Raw genomic sequence first — 18,131 nt, 5'->3', positions numbered from 1 at the left:
AAAGTGTATCAACGGTTCATGATGAATTTTTCGAAATCCTCAAATTTGTATTTTGACAATCGTGCTTCAATGGATCCCTCTAAGGTGACAATTCCCTTTGATTTAGAGTAGGATTGCATTTTATTAAGATTGATCAGCCATGAACGATGTGTTCTATAAAACTGCTTGTTGTCATCAATTAAGTGTGTGACTTGTTTTAGGTTTTTGCTGATAACAAATAGATCATTACTACCACTTATATAGATCGTACAATAAGCATGCTCCGCTTTGACTGCAATGATATTGGAAACTTCAATGATGTATCGACTACCTTTGTAGTAGACGGTAATTTTTGATACTTTTTGTGATTCAATAGTTTCTGTAAGCACTTTTAATCTATCAGTCAAATCAGCTATTTCTATGTTTTTAGATAGCTTCTTGATGCAGCTCTCTAAACGATCTACTTCTATTGGTTTCAAAATATAATCCAAGGCAGAAATTTCAAATGCTTTAATTGCATATTGATCATATGCCGTAATAAAAATGATCTCAAAATTGATGGGATTAAAATAGTTCGTGATTTCAAATCCAGAGTTCCTTGGCATTTCAACATCAAGAAATACAACATCTGGCTGATGCTTTTTTATTGATTGTACAGCAGTGAGCAAGTCTGGGCAGGTATCTAAAACATGAATCTCTGGGTGATTCATATCTAGAAGTTTTTGTAATATATTCCTCGCTGACCTTTCGTCATCTACTATGATTGCATTTATCATTGCTTAAAAATCTTGAATTAAAGGTAATCTCAATAATACTAATGTTCCTGAAGGGATTTTCTTGTTATCAAATAAATCTATGTATTCAACCCCAATCATATTTTCATCATAATTTTGCTTTAGAAGCATTAATCGATCCTCCACGGCATTTGTAGCAAATGATTTTTCGAATGCTTTTTTTCTACGCTGGTTGATTACTGTTGATGCTTTTCTCCCAACACCATTATCCTCAACAGTAATCAACAATTGCTCCTTCTCCTCAATTTTAATTTTCAACTGTTTTACCCCCTTTTTATGAAATAATCCGTGTAAGATTGCATTTTCAACCAAAGGCTGAATAAGCATAGGTGGAATCTGTAAATCAATATTAGCTTGAATATTGATTTCAAATTCAAAATCTTCAGGGAAACGAATTTTTTCCAATTCGAGATACAATTCTAACAATTCTAATTCCTCCTGTAAAGAAATTAATTCTTCATTTGAAAAATTTAGTGTAAGGCGTACTAACTTAGAAAACTTATTGATGTGTTGATAGGTTTTTTTTCTTTTATCATAGAGTACAGATTCCTGAATGGCATTGATTGCATTAAAAATAAAATGCGGATTCATCTGTGATTGAATAGCCTGAAGTTTAAGTTTGTTAATTTGATTATCTAACTCTATTTTCTGAATTTTTCTTAAGGAATATACACGATAAATGAGCAAGGCAGTAAGCATTGCAATTATAACAATTAACACATAGAACCACCATGCCTGCCAAAATGGAGGCGAAATGTAAAATGCATAATGTATTTCTTTGCCTTCTCTATCCTTGTACACAATAATAATTCTCAATCTATATTTCCCTGGTGGTAAAGATTGATATTTAATTACATTATCATAATATTTTTTCGTGTACCATTTACTAGAAAGTCCTTCTAATTTATATTTATAGAAAGTATTTTTTTGTTTACCATAGGCGTTTCCAACTATTTCGAAGGACAATTTATTCTGCCAATATTTAAATTGATTGTTCCTCCTTGAGATCAAACTATCATTGAGAAAAATGTTATTTATTCGAATATGGGGAATAGAATCATTTAAGGTTAGTTTTGAGAGAGGTATACGTTGAAGACCTTTATCCGTTACCAAATACAATATCTTATTATCTATTAATATAGATCTAATGTTTAAAGAATTAAGACCATTACTTTCTGCAAATTTCACTTGTTTATTCAATCGTAAATCGTGAATAACAAGCATTTTCTTTGTTGTGATACTTAAATAGGGGGCATTAAAATAAATATCTTGAATTTTTTCGCTTTCAATACCAATCTCTTTCATAGGAGCTACTTCACCCTTGTATAATTGAAGAATTCCATATTCTTTAGAATAGATGATTATTCGATTTTGAAAAGTGAATAACTTAGTTGCAAAGATGTTATTCCCATTGTATTTAATCACATTAGGCTTATTTTTACCTTCTGTATACTCCAAAAGACCGTGATATGTACCAAAATATAAACAGTCATTATGTTTTAAACAACAACTAGCACGAACCCGTTTTAAATAGTTTTTATCTGAAATATCGTCGTTAATATTTAATTTACCAATTTCACCACTACCAGAAAATATGAATGTATCATAATCAATTTCAAAAAGTGATTTAATATTAGGACTATGAATAGATTTAGATAACAAAACACTAGTATCTGAAATAGCAGTATAAATATGTAATTTATTACTTGAAGAAATTAAAAGTTTTCCACTGTGTTTAGCGTATAGAACATGCGATATTAGATCTTTAGATTTGAAAATCTTGTGCAATAAAAATTTCTCTGACAGCAAAAATACTTCATCTCTTGTATAAATTACATATCGATTATTAGGACCTTTTATAATTCCCCTAAAATTGTAGTGTGAATTTAGTTCTGGAAATGTATGCAGAAATTTATTTTTAACTTGATAGATACCATTTCCATCAGATCCTAAAAAGATTCCATGTAGACTGTTTTCTTGAGGAGAAATATAGAAATCTTTATAATAATGTTGATATTGTGTAGTATCGTTTATATCAAATTCAAAAACACCATTCAAGGATGATTTCGCCCAGTATTGTTGATTATCTAATAAAATCCCTTGTCCAAAAGAAGGGGCATTAAAAAATGTTGTAAATTCATTAGTTCGTATATTTAACTTACATATATTACCTAGACATTTATTACTCAAATATAGACACTCTGCATGATAAAAGAAGCCTATAAGACACTCTTGATGAGGAATTGTGGTACTATAAAGTGCTGGATCATTGTACTTTTTATTTGAATAAACTTTGAACTCAATAGAATCACAATTTCCTATCGTTTCTCTAGATATAAAATCATTGGAAAGGTGGGAAAAAAAATAAGATTTTAGTTTACTAACTACTGTTCCTTCCCAATCTACAAGTATGGGAGGATATGAATTGATTATCATCCCTTCTTTAACGACTTCATAATGATTGAAAGAAGCTACCATCGTATCAGAAAGCTCATGAAATAGTTGAAGTGAATCGCCATTAATCTTAAAAAATTGACCATTTAAATTAGAGCAAAAGATTTGATTCTTGTCGTTTTCCTTTAGGTCAAAAAAAGACTTTCCTTTGACACCTTTGGGTACTTTAAATTCTTGAAATTTTATTGAGTTGTAAGCAAAAACACCATCACTTGTAGCTATATACATAATTTCGTCAGAAGACATTAGTTGATCATAGATAGTCAAACCAGACAATTCTTCTCTCCCATAATTTTCATAAGATGGTTCTTGAGAATAAGCTATACAAGCCAATAGTAATCCACAAAAAAGAATAAGAGCTTTAAGTCTTATATATTTTAGGCTCCATGTCATATATTTTAAAAATGTATTTGGAAAATGAAAATTATTTACAATAAATACGTGCTCCTTTTTATTTATCTCCTCAAAATATTCATAAATATGAAAATTACTAGATTTAGACTAAATATTGGCTGAAAAAATGATTTTAAGAAAAGATATACAATTAAAAGAACCAAACTAAAAATAAAATGCATATCCTAAATAGGTTATACCTACCCAAAAGGGAGAGTTTTTATGTACCGTAAGTGTAAGGATTGACACGGTGCTAACTAGGAAAGCAGCAGAGCTGCGATAGGTAGCTACATGAAAAAGTCCCTTGGATATGCTCCAAGAGGCTTTTTCTATGCAAGTATTTTACAATAACTTTATTTTCAATTGAATGACCGAAGGGAACTGCGCTGCTTGTGCCCGTGGCACAAAGGATATAGCATAATACGCAGCCTGACAGCTCCTAAAAGGTACACAAACTAGGGCGGTGTAGTGCTTATAGTTTTCATTTTTCTATTGAAAATATAAGCACAAGAACCGCCATGCAACCGAACATGCCAAACCTAGAATCATGACAGAACGCAGCGACTAACGCAGTGGTAGTTTTTCAACTACTCGGGTTTGCTTGTGCCTGTGGCACAAAGGCTACTGGTATAGTTCTAGTCTGTTGGCTTCTGAGGTGGAATGCCTTTGGCCTTTAGTTTTTTTGCTTTTTTAGATTCCAAAACCTCGATTAGTAAGTTTAAATTTTTTTATGTTCTTATCAAGCAAAAAATCAAGAATTTCCGTATAATCATCCCAATCTCGCTCCATAAAAATACAACATTTATCAATTAAATTATTTTCAGATATTAGATAAAAACAATCATAACTAACAGCCATTCTCATAGAATTATAAGTTATTTCTGCCATTTTTTCTTTTGAATAATGAATTTCTGCATAATCATCGTGGAGTAAGATTTTAAATACAGATTCATTAGCTTCTAAAACTTTATGGTTATAATACAAGTATGCAAATAAAGCAACTAATATTACATAGACTAAACCTTCTATAGAAAACAAGATAAAAGCAACAATTAAAATAGGAACAAATAGAACTAAAGCTGCAACTTTAAAAGCTTTAAGAAAATTATAATTTCTTTCAAATTTCATATTTACTTCTTGTAATTTATAATTGGATGGCCATTTATTTTCAATTTTGCACTATTTACCACGGGCCTACAAGCCCTAAAACTCTGATTTTCAAAATCTTTAATTTCCCCTTGCACTTTTTCATTAACAGCTTTGCCTATATTTTTAGCTTCTTGAACTGCACCCTTAAAATCCTGAGATAAAGTATTAACCGCATTGATAGCTTTCTTAGCACTCTCATTATATCCTTCTCGTGCTTGAGATCCAATATTTGAAGACATCGAGCCTATTGCATTTCCTAAGGTTCCCATGTTATTTAGAAATTCATTCAAATAGTACGGAGGAGGAGTTAAAAAAGGGTTGATATAAGGGCTAACAAAATTCCTATGCAATATCAAACCATTAATTGTAGCTCCAAACATAGAGAAGCTTGTTCGAATATCTCCTGACATTGTTCCTAATCTAGCATATCCTGCCCCAGAAAGAAAAAGTGGACTTCCCCCTTTATCAAATACCCCCGCTCTAAATGACAAATTAAAAGAAGAAACTATACTTGCAGTTGTGTACAGATTAGAACCAACCCATCCTGCTTTTTCACCAAATTGATTACCCATTAAATGCCCAGCGTTAGAATAGCCAGTTAAAGCTCCAGAACGATTACTACCAATAGCCACATCATGTATAACATTAGTTCCTCCTAAAACCATATTCATTGAACCAAAAAGCATCATAGGAACACCTACAATAGCTCCATATCCTGACCCAGAAAGACCAGCCCCTGTTTGAAACATTCCCAAACCACCTGCAATTTGAAATCCACCTTTAAGACCTATATGATGTTTAATAATAAAATTCACAGTATACCCTCTAAAATCTCCAACAGATCCACTAAAACCATGAATTGCTTTAACTAATGCCGGGGAATGATTATGAATATCATAGTATTTAGTCTTTGAGTCATACTCTAAACCATCTAAATCAATCCCATCAATTGGTCGATTAGAAGCAAACTGATAGGGAGTAAGCTCAGGATACTCAGGCGCAAGCGGATCAACACTAAGGAACTTAGCTAAGGCAGGATTGTACAGACGGAAACCATAATCTTGTATATGCTGATTCCCCCATTCAAGATCATTTTCCTTTCCGTTAAATGAAAATCTATATTGGTCAGTAGAGAAAGACCGCTCCTTAATATCCCAACCAAAGGGGTAACTATCTGAGCTTTGAATAACATTAGCAGTATACTCTATTGTACCGTTAATATTTTCTCTAGATTTTACGTCATTAATCACCTGTCGAACGTCCCCACGGAAGTTCTTAAGCTCATAGCGGTATAACTCTGCACATCTTTTTTCAATCCCTCTGCATACCCTTTTGGCATGCTCTGTACACTTTTCAAAGATATACTTTTTTCTTGCTTATGACCTTATTTTCTATTGAAAAAAACAGGTATATCAATCTAATAATTAAGGTCCTCCCATTCGTCCTCCTGACATTATAAGGTAAAAGAAATAGCAAACTCCAAGGAAAATTGCCAACAAGATCATTAAGATAATTTTAGTTGTACTATTTAAAGGTTCTTCCTTTATTGGTTCATCGTGTCTACGCATTTTCTATTTTTTTCTTTACAAGTTAGTAAAAATTATAAAAAAGGGAAAGTGGTAGTTCTCGTCAGTAGCTGCTTTCTAGTTCTATGCCAGCATTTTAAATACCGTTCTCTAGTCGTTCACTCTGTCATAGCTCTAGGCTTGCATGTTCCTCGTCCTGCTAGTTCTCGTCCTTATATTTTCAACTGATAAAATCAATTGAAAAACACAAGTTCTTCACTAGCCTAGTGTGCGTACCCGCTAGGAGCTGGCAAGCTGCGCTAACGCTTGCATAAAAAATGTAGCTATTCACCATAGTTTAACACTATTTTTCTGTCTAGCACTTGCCACTCCATACGCTTACGGTACGCCAGTGATAAACACATTTTGTCCTCGTTGTAATAGTTACAGCCTTGGCGGCTGTAAGTTTTAATACTTGTCATACATCGCCTAGCGGCTTGCATGCCAACCATTAAAAAATAAAAAAAGCCATACCCTAAAGTATAGCTTCCTAATTTGCTTTGTTCATAGATGTTCATTTTATGCCATCTCCACTTCTTCTTCTGACAAGCCTGTTACCTCTGATATTATTTTGATTGAAAAACCTTTTTCTTTCATTGCATAAGCTATATCAAATCTATTTTGACCTACTTCTTCATAGATTTTTTCATTCACTTGCTGTTTTACATGCTCTAACTCAACTGCTGCTTTTCGTTGTTCTTCCTCTCTTACTCTTCGCTCCAACTCCATTGGGATCACATACTTTTTACTCTTCTCTAACTCTGCCAATAAGCCCGTTTCCTTAAAACTTTTATAGCTCTTTTCTGTCATTATCAAATGATCATAAACTGGGATATTTACGATTAAACCTACTTGGATCAACCAATCTGTTAAGTCCTTCGCTTCCTCACTTACTTGTAAACTCCCATCTGGACTATTATGGCATAAGATTACCTTTTTAACTTGCTTGTGGATCGCATTGGCATAGACATCTGAGGCATGTAAATCTTTCTTTGCCATTGTTCCCAAGCTCACTAACTCTAATAAACTTACTTTGCTTCTTACATCCAATCCTATTGCCCAAAAGTGCCGTTTATCCTTATCCAACTTACTCTCTCGCTTCAACACTTTTTGCATAATATCAAATATATCTTCTGAGTTCAACACCCGTATTTTTTCTGCGTCACTTAAATTAATTCGCATAGCATTTTCATTTTTTTCGTTCATAATTTTTCTGGTCAAGTTAAGTGCTGTGTTTTTTCTTTTTAATGCTTCATATTGTTGTTTTTAAGTTAATTAATTCTATTCATTTCTCAAGATTTTTGTTTATTTTTTCCCCTGCTCCAAGGGATGATGATTCATTACACTTGCTTGTAAAGCTTCCAGGGCTTCTACTTGATAACGCTCTGTGCTGCTTGGGCATTTATGCCCTGCCAAGTATTGAACTTCTGCTAATCTTTTGCCCTGCCTAAATTGATCTGCCAACACACTTTTTCTTAGTAATCTTCCACTTAATCGTTTACCGCCTAACCGCTTTTTGGGCATTCTTAATAAATATCCTATCGTTTCCAACTTCCCTGTTCTTCCCAAAAATAAATCCTCACTGGGGGCTTGTATTGCTTGAAGCTTCGGGCGGTCGATTTCTACATAATTGTGTAACAATAAAATTTGATGGGCTGCTAATTTTAAGGTTCTACCATTTTTTGTTGCACTTCCTGCTATAAAGACTTTTCCCTCCAACAAATCTAAGTCAGACAACTGCAAACTCCTTAGTTCTCTTGCCTCTATCCCTTGGTTCAGCAACAAACTCAACATTCCTAAATTCCGATTTCTTAATCCTTTATAACGATAGATTTTTGTTATAAAATAAGACCATACTTTGTCCAACTCTTCACGGCTCAACAACTCATTTAACAAGATTGGGCGTTTGCTATTATAGTCCTTTAAATGGATGTTTTTTGCAGGATTATCTTCTCGTTTTCCCACCTCTTGCAAGTAGTTATAATACTTCTTAATTCCCTGCAAGATGCTGTGTACTGTTGCCACTTTTTGCCCTGCTCGCTGCTCCTGTAAATAGCTTAATATTTGAGTATAATTTGCTGTTTCAGCATCTACAACCGCCAATAAATAATGGTCAATACTTCTTTGATAAGTCTTTACGCTACTTGGGCGATACCTGCTCTGTAAATAATTGTCTAGCGTCATAATGTAAATATCTTTGCGTGCTTTCTAAATGACTGTGTCCTAAATAACGCCGCACTTCATCCAGTGCCATGCCTGACTGTAATAAATGCGTGGCTATACTATGCCGTAAACTGTGTAAATCGATCTTTTTGCCGATTCCTGTTCGCTTTAATAATTGCTTTAAAATCAACAAACTGCTGTAACCTCTTAAGCGTTTTCCGTTCTTATTCAGCAGTAGAGCTGGGCTACTGGACTGCCCTCTTTCCTCCAATACATAAGCCCTTAAATCGTTTTGAATGACTGGACTTAAAGGCATGCTTCTTCCTTTTCCGCCCTTGCCTTCTAAAACAGATAACCAGCCTTTTCTATAATCTATATCGTTAATATTCAAGCGTTCCCCCTCTTTTCTTCTTAAGCCCAAGCCATAATAAATATGCAACACACAACGCTCTTTTAAGGACTCGCAAGCTTGGTATAATTGCTCTATTTCTAGGCGATTTAAGATTGCTCGTCGCTCACTTTTGCACGGCGGTAATACATAGCTACTCATGGGATTTATCAACAAACTATTTTGCTGCTCGGCATATTTAAACAACATTCGTACACAACTTAAATAATCCCGTATCATTTTGCTACTCAAACCGCCTGCACTCCGTTGTTTGGGGCGGTTTTCTAAATAAATTTGATAGGCTTTTAAATCCCTTCTTTTTACGGTTGTTAATCCCTTTATTGACTGACTTTCCAACCATAATAAAAAGGCTTTTACCCCACCTTTTAGGCTCTGTTGACTCCCTGTTTTATAGCCCAAGGCTTGCACATAGAGCGCAAAATCTTCTAGTAATTTTTTGTTCGTTTTGCTTAGTTTTTCCATACCCCTTGTTCATTTTCTTGGGTCACGGGTCACTAAGCTGTTTTTCTAGGTTTTATCGAAGGTCTAGTGACCCAATAGTGACCCTGTGGCGGTTCATAGATTATTTAGTTGATTATTCATACTTCGCTGTATTTCTTCTCTAAGTCCTTTGTTGTCATCCCAATAAGTCACTTGATAAATAAAACCTTTATTAGAATGACCTCCTATTTGCTTGATATATTCTAGCTCTGATAATTGGCGGATATAACGTTCTACTTGGCTTTTGCTCATGTTTAATGTCTGCCGTATTTCTCGACGAGAAAAACAATATTTTTGCTGTTCTTCTTGGCTTTGAACATAGCCTTTTAACTGCTCAAAAAACTGTCGCAAGCTCCCGTCCAACTCATCCACCTTTAAAATAATCGTTTCAAACAACAAGTTAATTGCCAAGCTTATATCCTCTTTTGTAGTGATCAATCTGCCTTGATTATCCTGCTTTCTTTGCAACTGATGTAACCACGTGATTTGCTTCACAAAACATTGAAACAACTGGTTCAAGCGCCTGATTTTATGCACTCGTTTGGGCAGTTGTATTTTTCCTGCAAAGGGGTTGACTACCTCCTTTGGTTCTAAAATATACACTAGATTTTGCAGTAAATTGACCGCCTCTTCTTCCTCCTTTTTGTTCAACTCCCCACGATCTTTTTTATACTGATAATCCAAGATTCTATCCGTTTGCTCCTCGCTTTCATCCACCGCCACCAACAAACAACGGCTCATATTATCCTCATATACTGCCCCTCTTGTCGTACACATCAGCGTAGATATGGGACCTTCTGCCAAAATCTCCACATTGTCCATTTTTCCTTTCGCATCTTTTACCGTTATGGTCGAGGTCAAACGCTTGCCACTCTGCATTTCTCGTACCACATATTGTACCTCTTCACTCAACCCGTCCCAATCTTCTACCGCTATGCTCGTATGCTTATATTTTGTCCCTGCATGATACAAACTTTTATCACTGATTCTTGTCCAGATATGCCGTTTTTCCTCGGGGATTATCGCCATTACTTTGCGCATTAACAAAGTTTTACCCGTGCCGCTAGAGCCCTGTATCAGCGCATGTAAAGGGTCTTTACATTTATAAGAACTTGCTACGATCAAGAGCAATAATCTTGTATTTTCCTCGCCCACTATCCCCGTTTTGCCGATCAGCTCATTTAGTCGTTTAAACAATGTTTTTCTACTCAAAAAATCCCTAGCCTTTTTCCGTGCTGCTGCCGTAATCTCAAAACGTTTTACTGCTTTTGAGCCTGCATTTTCAATACTTTCTGAACTCGCTCGATAAATCTCCAGTTCATCTGTTAATAAGCTGATATCCAAGTCCAATAATTCTGCATTAATTCCTAGTTTTTGGCTTGCTGATCGGCAGTACTTTTGTACCGCTGTGTCCTCGTATAGCTCTACTTTTCCTCGGGATTTTTTATGCGCATGCTCGGCTACCAAGGTCACTTTTAAGCTGTCCAAATTCTTCAAAGAACTAAAACCTTTTACGGCATAAATAGCGTGCATCCCTTGATAAATCAAGTTGTTAGGATTGCTGACATTTAGCTTATTTTTTACGGGCTTGGGGGCTTCCACTTTTAGTAAGTCCAAGAATAAATCTTCCCTCAAATGATTTGCCCATAGCTCGTTGACATCTGTATCTTTTGGCAGCTCTACGATTCTTATTTTCACCCTTGGCAATAAAGTTTGAAGCTCCTCTTGATACTTTTTACTTGCCTTTTGCCCTGCTGCATCCCCATCCAATAACAAAATTATTTCCTCCAATTCCTTGCAAGCCTCCAAGGCTTTTTTGTGTTCGCCTGTTAGCCCATTGGTACCGTATAAGGCTAAGATTTCATAAGCTTTTAAAACCTTCATTGCTCCCAATGTCGCCGCATCAATAATGCTTTCTGTTAGTATTATACGCTTCGCTTTTTTACTTGGATAAGCTGGATATAATCCACAACGCCCACTTTGATAATAGTGGCCCCTCTCCAGACTTCTTCCATAAAAACTGACCACTTGACCTACTGCATTTTTTAGACTAAAAATCACGCAGTTGGCCGCCCATGGGTTATTATCTTTTGTTATCAATCCTACTGCCTTGGCTTGATCCGCTAGTTTGCTTCTTTTTAGTTGCCCACTATGATAGCCTACATTGCTAGTGCTTAATCCCCTGCTTTTCAAATAACTTTTTGCTTTCGCATTGCTGCTCAGACTCTTTTTTAAGGCTTGCCAAATTTGATCCATCGGGCGAAGCTCCTTTTTTATCGGCTCTTGATGCCCCAACAGCTCCTTACATTTTAAAATGGCCGGACCTTTGCTGCTCCCTTCTTTTTCCATCACAAATTCGATCACATCTAAGCTCTTCCCATGCGTTGAGCAGTTGCCACTAAAACAATATACTGTGTTCGTTGCTTCGTACACTTTCATGCTTGGCGTTTTGTCATCATGAAATGGGCAATTGATGTGCTTATTTTTGTTGGCTGTAATCCCATAATGCGCTAAGACATCTTTTATGCTTAGCCGCTCTTTGATTTCTTCTATTCTCATTAATTGAAGGTTTATAACTCCTTCTAGCCGACTAAAAGTTTTCTTTTTGAAAAAATTAAAAAAAACAAAATGATAAACATGTGATACAAATGTATTCTTTGTTTTTCAATTATCCAAAAAACATTACTTTCTTTTGATAAACTTTTTTTGTATTTTTACTATTATTTGGATAACTAACTTAAACTTTAGTATCATATGTTAAACATTGGAGACAATATTTCTAAACTAAGAAAGGCTAAAAATTGGTCACAAGGAGAGTTGGCTGATAAAATTGGTTCTTCAAGAATTATGATTGGCAAATACGAACGGGGTGATAATCTTCCTTCTGTAGAAGTTCTTGCTAAACTTGCCCAAATTTTTGAAGTGTCAGTTGATTTTTTGCTTGGTCAAGGGATCAACGCCTCTTATGATAAAAGAATGGTTGAAAGACTAGACGATATAGAAAAATTACCCCCTGAAGAAAAAAATAAAATCTTCAACTATATTGATTTGATTATTCGTGATGCTAAAACCCGTCAAGCATACTCCTAATTCCCTTTAATTTTTGGCATCGAGTACGACCGTAGGGAGTGGTCGATGACAAATAATTAAAGTTTATTTTTGTGGAATAAAATGGAACAAAAATAATGGCATTCCTATTAAATCACGTAGCAACTAGCGGAGTATGACCGAAGGGAACTGGGGTGGCTTGTGCTACTAAAGCACAAAAGCATAGCCAAACGTGGACGAAAGTCCTGAAAGGCTGTATGTACCGTAAGTGTAGGGAGTGACAGGTGCTAGATAGAAAAACAGTAGCACTGTGATAGATAGCTACATAAAAAAAACTCCTGGTCCTTTCTTGACCAAGAGTTTTTTTATGCAAGGCTAGTACCTTTTTATTTTCAACAGAAATAACCTAGCCGCAGCCTGACAGCTCCTATAAGGTACACAAACTAGGGCCGTGAAGTGCTTGTAGTTTTTCTTTCATTTGAAATAAAAATATAAGCACGGGAACCGCCATGTAACCGAACATGCCAAACCTAGAAGCATGACAGAACGCAGCGACTAGCGCAGTGGTAGTTTTTTATAACTACTGGCGTGATTCTAGTCTGTTGGCTTCTGAGGTGGAATACCTTTGTCTTTTACTCTATCCTTAACTAAGGCACAAAGTTGTTCAAAATCTTTTTGTCTAGGAACCATATATCTAGATATAGTTAATAGTTTACGATCTTTAGAAAAAAAAGTTAAAAAAGTTAATTTTTTATTTTCATGTCTATAATTTACACGAAAAACTTCCTTATAATAAATTTTTATTATATCGTTACTAATAGGATTTTTAGGTGCTGAAATATATTTTTTTTCAATGATAATTTTTCTATCAAAAAGAAAAGACTTATATAAAATAAGTGAGCTATTAATTACAGCAGATATAAATAGAAGTGCGAATACTAAATAAAGGAATGTTGCATTCTCCTTGGAAAGTTCTATAATTCCTATTATTACTCCTCTTTCATTCGTTATTGCGAAATATGCAGAACTAAAAAAGAGTAATAAAAAAAATAAAACTCCTGATAGATGCTTAATAAGATTTGGCTTATATTGAAATTCCAGTTTGTCCATATCATTCTGTTTCTCTAGGTTGAGAGTTATTTGTATTTTTTCCAGTGAAATACTGATCTCCAAACCAATATCCAAATGTTCCCCCTACTAAACCTGCACCAATACCAATTGCGACAGCCCAAGGTCCAGTAAAACTAGTTGAAGATGCTGTATAAGATGCTGCAGCTGTCCCCATAGCCCAAGCAGTTCCCCAAGAAGAAGCTTGTCTAATAGATTCATTTTTAAAAGCAGTAGAATTTACCCCTCCACCTTCTTCATAAGCCCCATAAAGTGCAGTTCCTGTATTATATATTCCATAGTACATTAAACCTCTACCAAACATTCTCAAACCTGCAGTTGTTTTAGACTCTATAGCAGAAGGATCAATACTTTCTAAAAATAAGGCTTCACGTTCTCCACCAAACAAACCTTGTCTTGATTTCCATATATTTATTCTCCCTGTTTCAGATGCTGTTTTTCCTTGTGAAAACTCATTAACTGACTTCATCAATGATCCTGGTCCTACATAAGTAGTACCAGTTCTCTTTGCTTTACCAATATTAATAAAATACGGTGTTCCTGTATGAAATATAGAACCGATTCTTATTGTCCAACTACCATTGTATTTACCTATACATAAAATACATTTAGATGTTGATAACCATTTGCTATTACTTGCTTCTCCATATAAGTTAGTTGCATGAACTGCTGGAGATATACTATTATTATTACCCCGCATAAATCCAAATTCACGAATAGACTGAGGTCTACCATCCACATCCGATTTTCGGACTGCATAACGTGTAAGTTCCCAAACAGCATAATTTATATCTGAAGAATTTGTTGTTTCTATTTTAGACGAACCACTACCTGTTTCATTTTCAATAAATAAAGTCATAAACGAAGGCTCTAATCCGTCTAAGTCTATAGCTTGTATAGGGGTATTCCCTGCAAACTGGTACGGTGTATACCAAGGATACTCAGGCGCAAGCGGATCAACACTAAGGAACTTAGCAAGAGCAGGATTATACAGACGGAAGCCATAATCTTGTATATGCTGATTGCCCCAGTCGGTATCATTTTCCTTTCCGTTAAAAGAGTACCGATACAAATCTGTTGAGAACGACCGCTCCTTAATATCCCAACCAAACGGATAAGAATCCGAGCTTTGGATAACGTTAGCAGTATACTCAATTATACCGTTAATATTTTCTCTAGATTTTACGTCATTGATGACCTGTCTCACGTCCCCACGGAAGTTCTTAAGCTCATAGCGGTATAACTCTGCACATCTTTTTTCAATCCCTCTGCATACCCTTTTGGCATGCTCTGTACACTTTTCAAAGATATACTTTTTTCTTGCTTATGACCTTATTTTCTATTGAAAAAAACAGGTATATCAATCTAATAATTAAGGTCCTCCCATTCGTCCTCCTGACATTATAAGGTAAAAGAAATAGCAAACTCCAAGGAAAATTGCCAACAAGATCATTAAGATAATTTTAGTTGTACTATTTAAAGGTTCTTCCTTTATTGGTTCATCGTGTCTACGCATTTTCTATTTTTTTCTTTACAAGTTAGTAAAAATTATAAAAAAGGGAAAGTGGTAGTTCTCGTCAGTAGCTGCTTTCTAGTTCTATGCCAGCATTTTAAATACCGTTCTCTAGTCGTTCACTCTGTCATAGCTCTAGGCTTGCATGTTCCTCGTCCTGCTAGTTCTCGTCCTTATATTTTCAACTGATAAAATCAATTGAAAAACACAAGTTCTTCACTAGCCTAGTGTGCGTACCCGCTAGGAGCTGGCAAGCTGCGCTAACGCTTGCATAAAAAATGTAGCTATTCACCATAGTTTAACACTATTTTTCTGTCTAGCACTTGCCACTCCATACGCTTACGGTACGCCAGTGATAAACACATTTTGTCCTCGTTGTAATAGTTACAGCCTTGGCGGCTGTAAGTTTTAATACTTGTCATACATCGCCTAGCGGCTTGCATGCCAACCATTAAAAAATAAAAAAAGCCATACCCTAAAGTATAGCTTCCTAATTTGCTTTGTTCATAGATGTTCATTTTATGCCATCTCCACTTCTTCTTCTGACAAGCCTGTTACCTCTGATATTATTTTGATTGAAAAACCTTTTTCTTTCATTGCATAAGCTATATCAAATCTATTTTGACCTACTTCTTCATAGATTTTTTCATTCACTTGCTGTTTTACATGCTCTAACTCAACTGCTGCTTTTCGTTGTTCTTCCTCTCTTACTCTTCGCTCCAACTCCATTGGGATCACATACTTTTTACTCTTCTCTAACTCTGCCAATAAGCCCATTTCCTTAAAACTTTTATAGCTCTTTTCTGTCATTATCAAATGGTCATAAACTGGAATATTTACGATTAAACCTACTTGGATCAACCAATCTGTTAAGTCCTTCGCTTCCTCACTTATTTGCAAACTCCCATCTGGGCTATTATGGCATAAGATTACCTTTTTAACTTGCTTGTGGATCGCATTGGCATAGACATCTGAGGCATGTAAATCTTTCTTTGCCATTGTTCCCAAGCTCACTAACTCTAATAAACTTACTTTGCTTCTTACATCCAATCCTATTGCCCAAAAGTGCCGTTTATCCTTATCCAACTTACTCTCTCGCTTCAACACTTTTTGCATAATATCAAATATATCTTCTGAGTTCAACACCCGTATTTTTTCTGCGTCACTTAAATTAATTCGCATAGCATTTTCATTTTTTTCGTTCATAATTTTTCTGGTCAAGTTAAGTGCTGAGTTTTTTTCTTTTTAATGCTTCATATTGTTGTTTTTAAGTTAATTAATTCTATTCATTTCACAAGATTTTTGTTTATTTTTTCCCTGCTCCAAGGGATGATGATTCATTACACTTGCCTGTAAAGCTTTCAGGGCTTCTACTTGATAACGCTCTGTGCTGCTTGGACATTTATGCCCTGCCAAGTATTGAACTTCTGCTAATCTTTTGCCCTGCCTAAATTGATCTGCCAACACACTTTTTCTTAGCAATCTTCCACTTAATCGTTTACCACCCAACTGCTTTTTTGGCATTCTTAATAAATAACCGATCGTTTCCAGTTTGCCTGTTCTTCCCAAAAATAAATCCTCACTGGGGGCTTGTATGGCTTGAAGTTTCGGGCGGTCGATTTCTACATAATTGTGTAATAATAAAATTTGATGGGCTGCTAATTTTAAGGTTCTACCATTTTTTGTTGCACTTCCTGCTATAAAGACTTTTCCCTCCAATAAATCTAAGTCAGACAACTGCAAACTCCTTAGTTCTCTTGCCTCTATCCCTTGGTTCAGCAACAAACTCAACATTCCTAAATTTCTATTTCTTAATCCTTTATAACGATAAGGTTTTGTTATAAAATAAGACCAGACTTTGTCCAACTCTTCACGGCTTAACAACTCATTTAACAAGATTGGACGCTTGCTATTATAGTCCTTTAAATGGATGTTTTTTGCTGGGTTATCTTCTCGTTTTCCGACCTCTTGCAAGTAGTTATAATACTTCTTAATCCCCTGCAAGATGCTGTGTACACTTGCCACTTTTTGACCTGCTCTTTGCTCCTGTAAATAGCTTAATATTCGTATATAATTTGCCGTTTCTGCATTAGGAACCGCCAATAAATAATGGTCAATACTTCTTTGATAAGTCTTTACGCTACTTGGGCGATACCTGCTCTGTAAATAATTGTCTAGCGTCATAATGTAAATATCTTTGCGTGCTTTCTAAATGACTGTGTCCTAAATAACGCCGCACTTCATCCAGTGCCATGCCTGACTGTAATAAATGCGTGGCTATACTATGCCGTAAACTGTGTAAATCGATCTTTTTGCCGATTCCTGTTCGCTTTAATAATTGCTTTAAAATCAACAAACTGCTGTAACCTCTTAAGCGTTTTCCGTTCTTATTCAGCAGTAGAGCTGGACTACTGGACTGCCCTCTTTCCTCCAATACATAAGCCCTTAAATCGTTTTGAATGACTGGACTTAAAGGCATGCTTCTTCCTTTTCCGCCCTTGCCTTCTAAGACTGACAACCAGCCTTTTCTATAATCTATATCGTTAATATTCAAGCGTTCCCCTTCCTTTCTTCTTAAGCCCAAGCCATAATAAATATGCAACACACAACGCTCTTTTAAGGACTCACAAGCTTGGTATAATTGCTCTATTTCTAGGCGATTTAAGATTGCTCTTCGCTCACTTTTGCACGGCGGTAATACATAGCTACTCATGGGATTTATCAACAAACTATTTTGCTGCTCGGCATATTTAAACAGCATTCGTACACAACTTAAATAATCCCGTATCATTTTGCTACTCAAACCGCCTGCACTCCGTTGTTTGGGGCGATTTTCTAAATAAATTTGATAGGCTTTTAGATCGCTTCTTTTTACCGTTGTTAATCCCTTAATTGACTGACTTTCCAACCATAATAAAAAAGCTTTTACCCCACCTTTTAGGCTCTGTTGGCTCCCTGTTTTATAGCCCAAGGCTTGCACATAGAGCGCAAAGTCTTCTAGTAGTTTTTTGTTCGTTTTACTTAGTTTTTCCATACCCTTTGTTCATTTTCTTGGG

General features: G+C 35.4%; 14 protein-coding genes. 1 reads left to right on the top strand and 13 read right to left on the bottom strand.

The window, feature by feature from the left end; genetic code table 11:
* Positions 1 to 8 precede the first annotated feature (8 nt).
* The 8 genes from AsAng_RS06430 to AsAng_RS06395 all read right to left on the bottom strand — a co-directional run bounded on the left by AsAng_RS06430 (position 9) and on the right by AsAng_RS06395 (position 11,945).
* Positions 9 to 755 carry a LytR/AlgR family response regulator transcription factor gene (locus tag AsAng_RS06430; RefSeq protein ID WP_264791969.1) on the bottom strand — a complete coding sequence of 249 codons (747 nt, stop codon included), beginning with the start codon at positions 753 to 755 and terminating at the stop codon, positions 9 to 11.
* Positions 756 to 758: 3 nt separating this feature from the next.
* Positions 759 to 3,620 carry a sensor histidine kinase gene (locus tag AsAng_RS06425; protein ID WP_264791968.1) on the bottom strand — a complete coding sequence of 954 codons (2,862 nt, stop codon included), beginning with the start codon at positions 3,618 to 3,620 and terminating at the stop codon, positions 759 to 761.
* 690 nt (positions 3,621 to 4,310) lie between these two features.
* On the bottom strand, positions 4,311 to 4,748 hold the full coding sequence (locus AsAng_RS06420) for a hypothetical protein (RefSeq protein ID WP_264791967.1): 438 nt from the start codon (positions 4,746 to 4,748) through the stop codon (positions 4,311 to 4,313).
* Between the two features lie 2 nt (positions 4,749 to 4,750).
* Positions 4,751 to 6,019 (bottom strand): RHS repeat domain-containing protein, encoded by a 1,269-nt coding sequence (locus AsAng_RS06415; protein ID WP_264791966.1) that lies wholly within the window; start codon positions 6,017 to 6,019, stop codon positions 4,751 to 4,753.
* 834 nt (positions 6,020 to 6,853) lie between these two features.
* Positions 6,854 to 7,540, bottom strand: coding sequence for a JAB domain-containing protein (locus tag AsAng_RS06410; protein WP_264791965.1), 687 nt, complete (start codon positions 7,538 to 7,540; stop codon positions 6,854 to 6,856).
* Between the two features lie 99 nt (positions 7,541 to 7,639).
* Positions 7,640 to 8,518: a tyrosine-type recombinase/integrase gene (locus tag AsAng_RS06405; protein WP_264791964.1), complete on the bottom strand. Its 879-nt coding sequence runs from the start codon at positions 8,516 to 8,518 to the stop codon at positions 7,640 to 7,642.
* On the bottom strand, positions 8,475 to 9,368 hold the full coding sequence (locus tag AsAng_RS06400) for a tyrosine-type recombinase/integrase (protein WP_264791963.1): 894 nt from the start codon (positions 9,366 to 9,368) through the stop codon (positions 8,475 to 8,477). Before AsAng_RS06400 ends, AsAng_RS06405 begins: the two co-directional genes overlap by 44 nt.
* Before the next feature lie 93 nt (positions 9,369 to 9,461).
* Positions 9,462 to 11,945, bottom strand: coding sequence for a CHC2 zinc finger domain-containing protein (locus AsAng_RS06395; RefSeq protein ID WP_264791962.1), 2,484 nt, complete (start codon positions 11,943 to 11,945; stop codon positions 9,462 to 9,464).
* A 195-nt stretch (positions 11,946 to 12,140) separates the two neighbouring features.
* Between AsAng_RS06395 and AsAng_RS06390 the strand changes: the two genes are divergently transcribed.
* Positions 12,141 to 12,476: a helix-turn-helix domain-containing protein gene (locus AsAng_RS06390; protein ID WP_264791955.1), complete on the top strand. Its 336-nt coding sequence runs from the start codon at positions 12,141 to 12,143 to the stop codon at positions 12,474 to 12,476.
* Between the two features lie 552 nt (positions 12,477 to 13,028).
* On the opposite strand, the gene AsAng_RS06385 is transcribed toward AsAng_RS06390, so the two are convergent.
* The 5 genes from AsAng_RS06385 to AsAng_RS06365 all read right to left on the bottom strand — a co-directional run bounded on the left by AsAng_RS06385 (position 13,029) and on the right by AsAng_RS06365 (position 18,109).
* Positions 13,029 to 13,544, bottom strand: coding sequence for a hypothetical protein (locus AsAng_RS06385; RefSeq protein WP_264791961.1), 516 nt, complete (start codon positions 13,542 to 13,544; stop codon positions 13,029 to 13,031).
* Position 13,545: 1 nt separating this feature from the next.
* Positions 13,546 to 14,769, bottom strand: a complete 1,224-nt coding sequence (locus AsAng_RS06380; protein WP_264791960.1) for an RHS repeat-associated core domain-containing protein — start codon at positions 14,767 to 14,769, stop codon at positions 13,546 to 13,548.
* Positions 14,770 to 15,594: 825 nt separating this feature from the next.
* Complete coding sequence (locus AsAng_RS06375) at positions 15,595 to 16,281, bottom strand: JAB domain-containing protein (protein ID WP_264791959.1); 687 nt, start codon at positions 16,279 to 16,281, stop codon at positions 15,595 to 15,597.
* Positions 16,282 to 16,347: 66 nt separating this feature from the next.
* Entirely contained in the window at positions 16,348 to 17,259 is a 912-nt protein-coding gene (locus AsAng_RS06370; protein WP_264791958.1) for a tyrosine-type recombinase/integrase, read from the bottom strand.
* Positions 17,216 to 18,109, bottom strand: a complete 894-nt coding sequence (locus tag AsAng_RS06365; protein WP_264791957.1) for a tyrosine-type recombinase/integrase — start codon at positions 18,107 to 18,109, stop codon at positions 17,216 to 17,218. Before AsAng_RS06365 ends, AsAng_RS06370 begins: the two co-directional genes overlap by 44 nt.
* Positions 18,110 to 18,131: the final 22 nt, after the last annotated feature.

Source organism: Aureispira anguillae (assembly GCF_026000115.1).
GTDB classification, from domain to species: domain Bacteria; phylum Bacteroidota; class Bacteroidia; order Chitinophagales; family Saprospiraceae; genus Aureispira; species Aureispira anguillae.
Note: the sequence above shows the minus strand (reverse complement) of the source record. Positions and strands in the feature narration are given on the sequence as shown.

Coding starts and splice junctions, on each gene's coding strand:
- AsAng_RS06430 (WP_264791969.1), bottom strand. CDS start 755: ATGATAAATGCAATCATAGTAGATGACGAAAGGTCAGCGAGGAATATA.
- AsAng_RS06425 (WP_264791968.1), bottom strand. CDS start 3,620: ATGACATGGAGCCTAAAATATATAAGACTTAAAGCTCTTATTCTTTTT.
- AsAng_RS06420 (WP_264791967.1), bottom strand. CDS start 4,748: ATGAAATTTGAAAGAAATTATAATTTTCTTAAAGCTTTTAAAGTTGCA.
- AsAng_RS06410 (WP_264791965.1), bottom strand. CDS start 7,540: ATGAACGAAAAAAATGAAAATGCTATGCGAATTAATTTAAGTGACGCA.
- AsAng_RS06405 (WP_264791964.1), bottom strand. CDS start 8,518: ATGACGCTAGACAATTATTTACAGAGCAGGTATCGCCCAAGTAGCGTA.
- AsAng_RS06400 (WP_264791963.1), bottom strand. CDS start 9,368: ATGGAAAAACTAAGCAAAACGAACAAAAAATTACTAGAAGATTTTGCG.
- AsAng_RS06395 (WP_264791962.1), bottom strand. CDS start 11,945: ATGAGAATAGAAGAAATCAAAGAGCGGCTAAGCATAAAAGATGTCTTA.
- AsAng_RS06390 (WP_264791955.1), top strand. CDS start 12,141: ATGTTAAACATTGGAGACAATATTTCTAAACTAAGAAAGGCTAAAAAT.
- AsAng_RS06385 (WP_264791961.1), bottom strand. CDS start 13,544: ATGGACAAACTGGAATTTCAATATAAGCCAAATCTTATTAAGCATCTA.
- AsAng_RS06375 (WP_264791959.1), bottom strand. CDS start 16,281: ATGAACGAAAAAAATGAAAATGCTATGCGAATTAATTTAAGTGACGCA.
- AsAng_RS06370 (WP_264791958.1), bottom strand. CDS start 17,259: ATGACGCTAGACAATTATTTACAGAGCAGGTATCGCCCAAGTAGCGTA.
- AsAng_RS06365 (WP_264791957.1), bottom strand. CDS start 18,109: ATGGAAAAACTAAGTAAAACGAACAAAAAACTACTAGAAGACTTTGCG.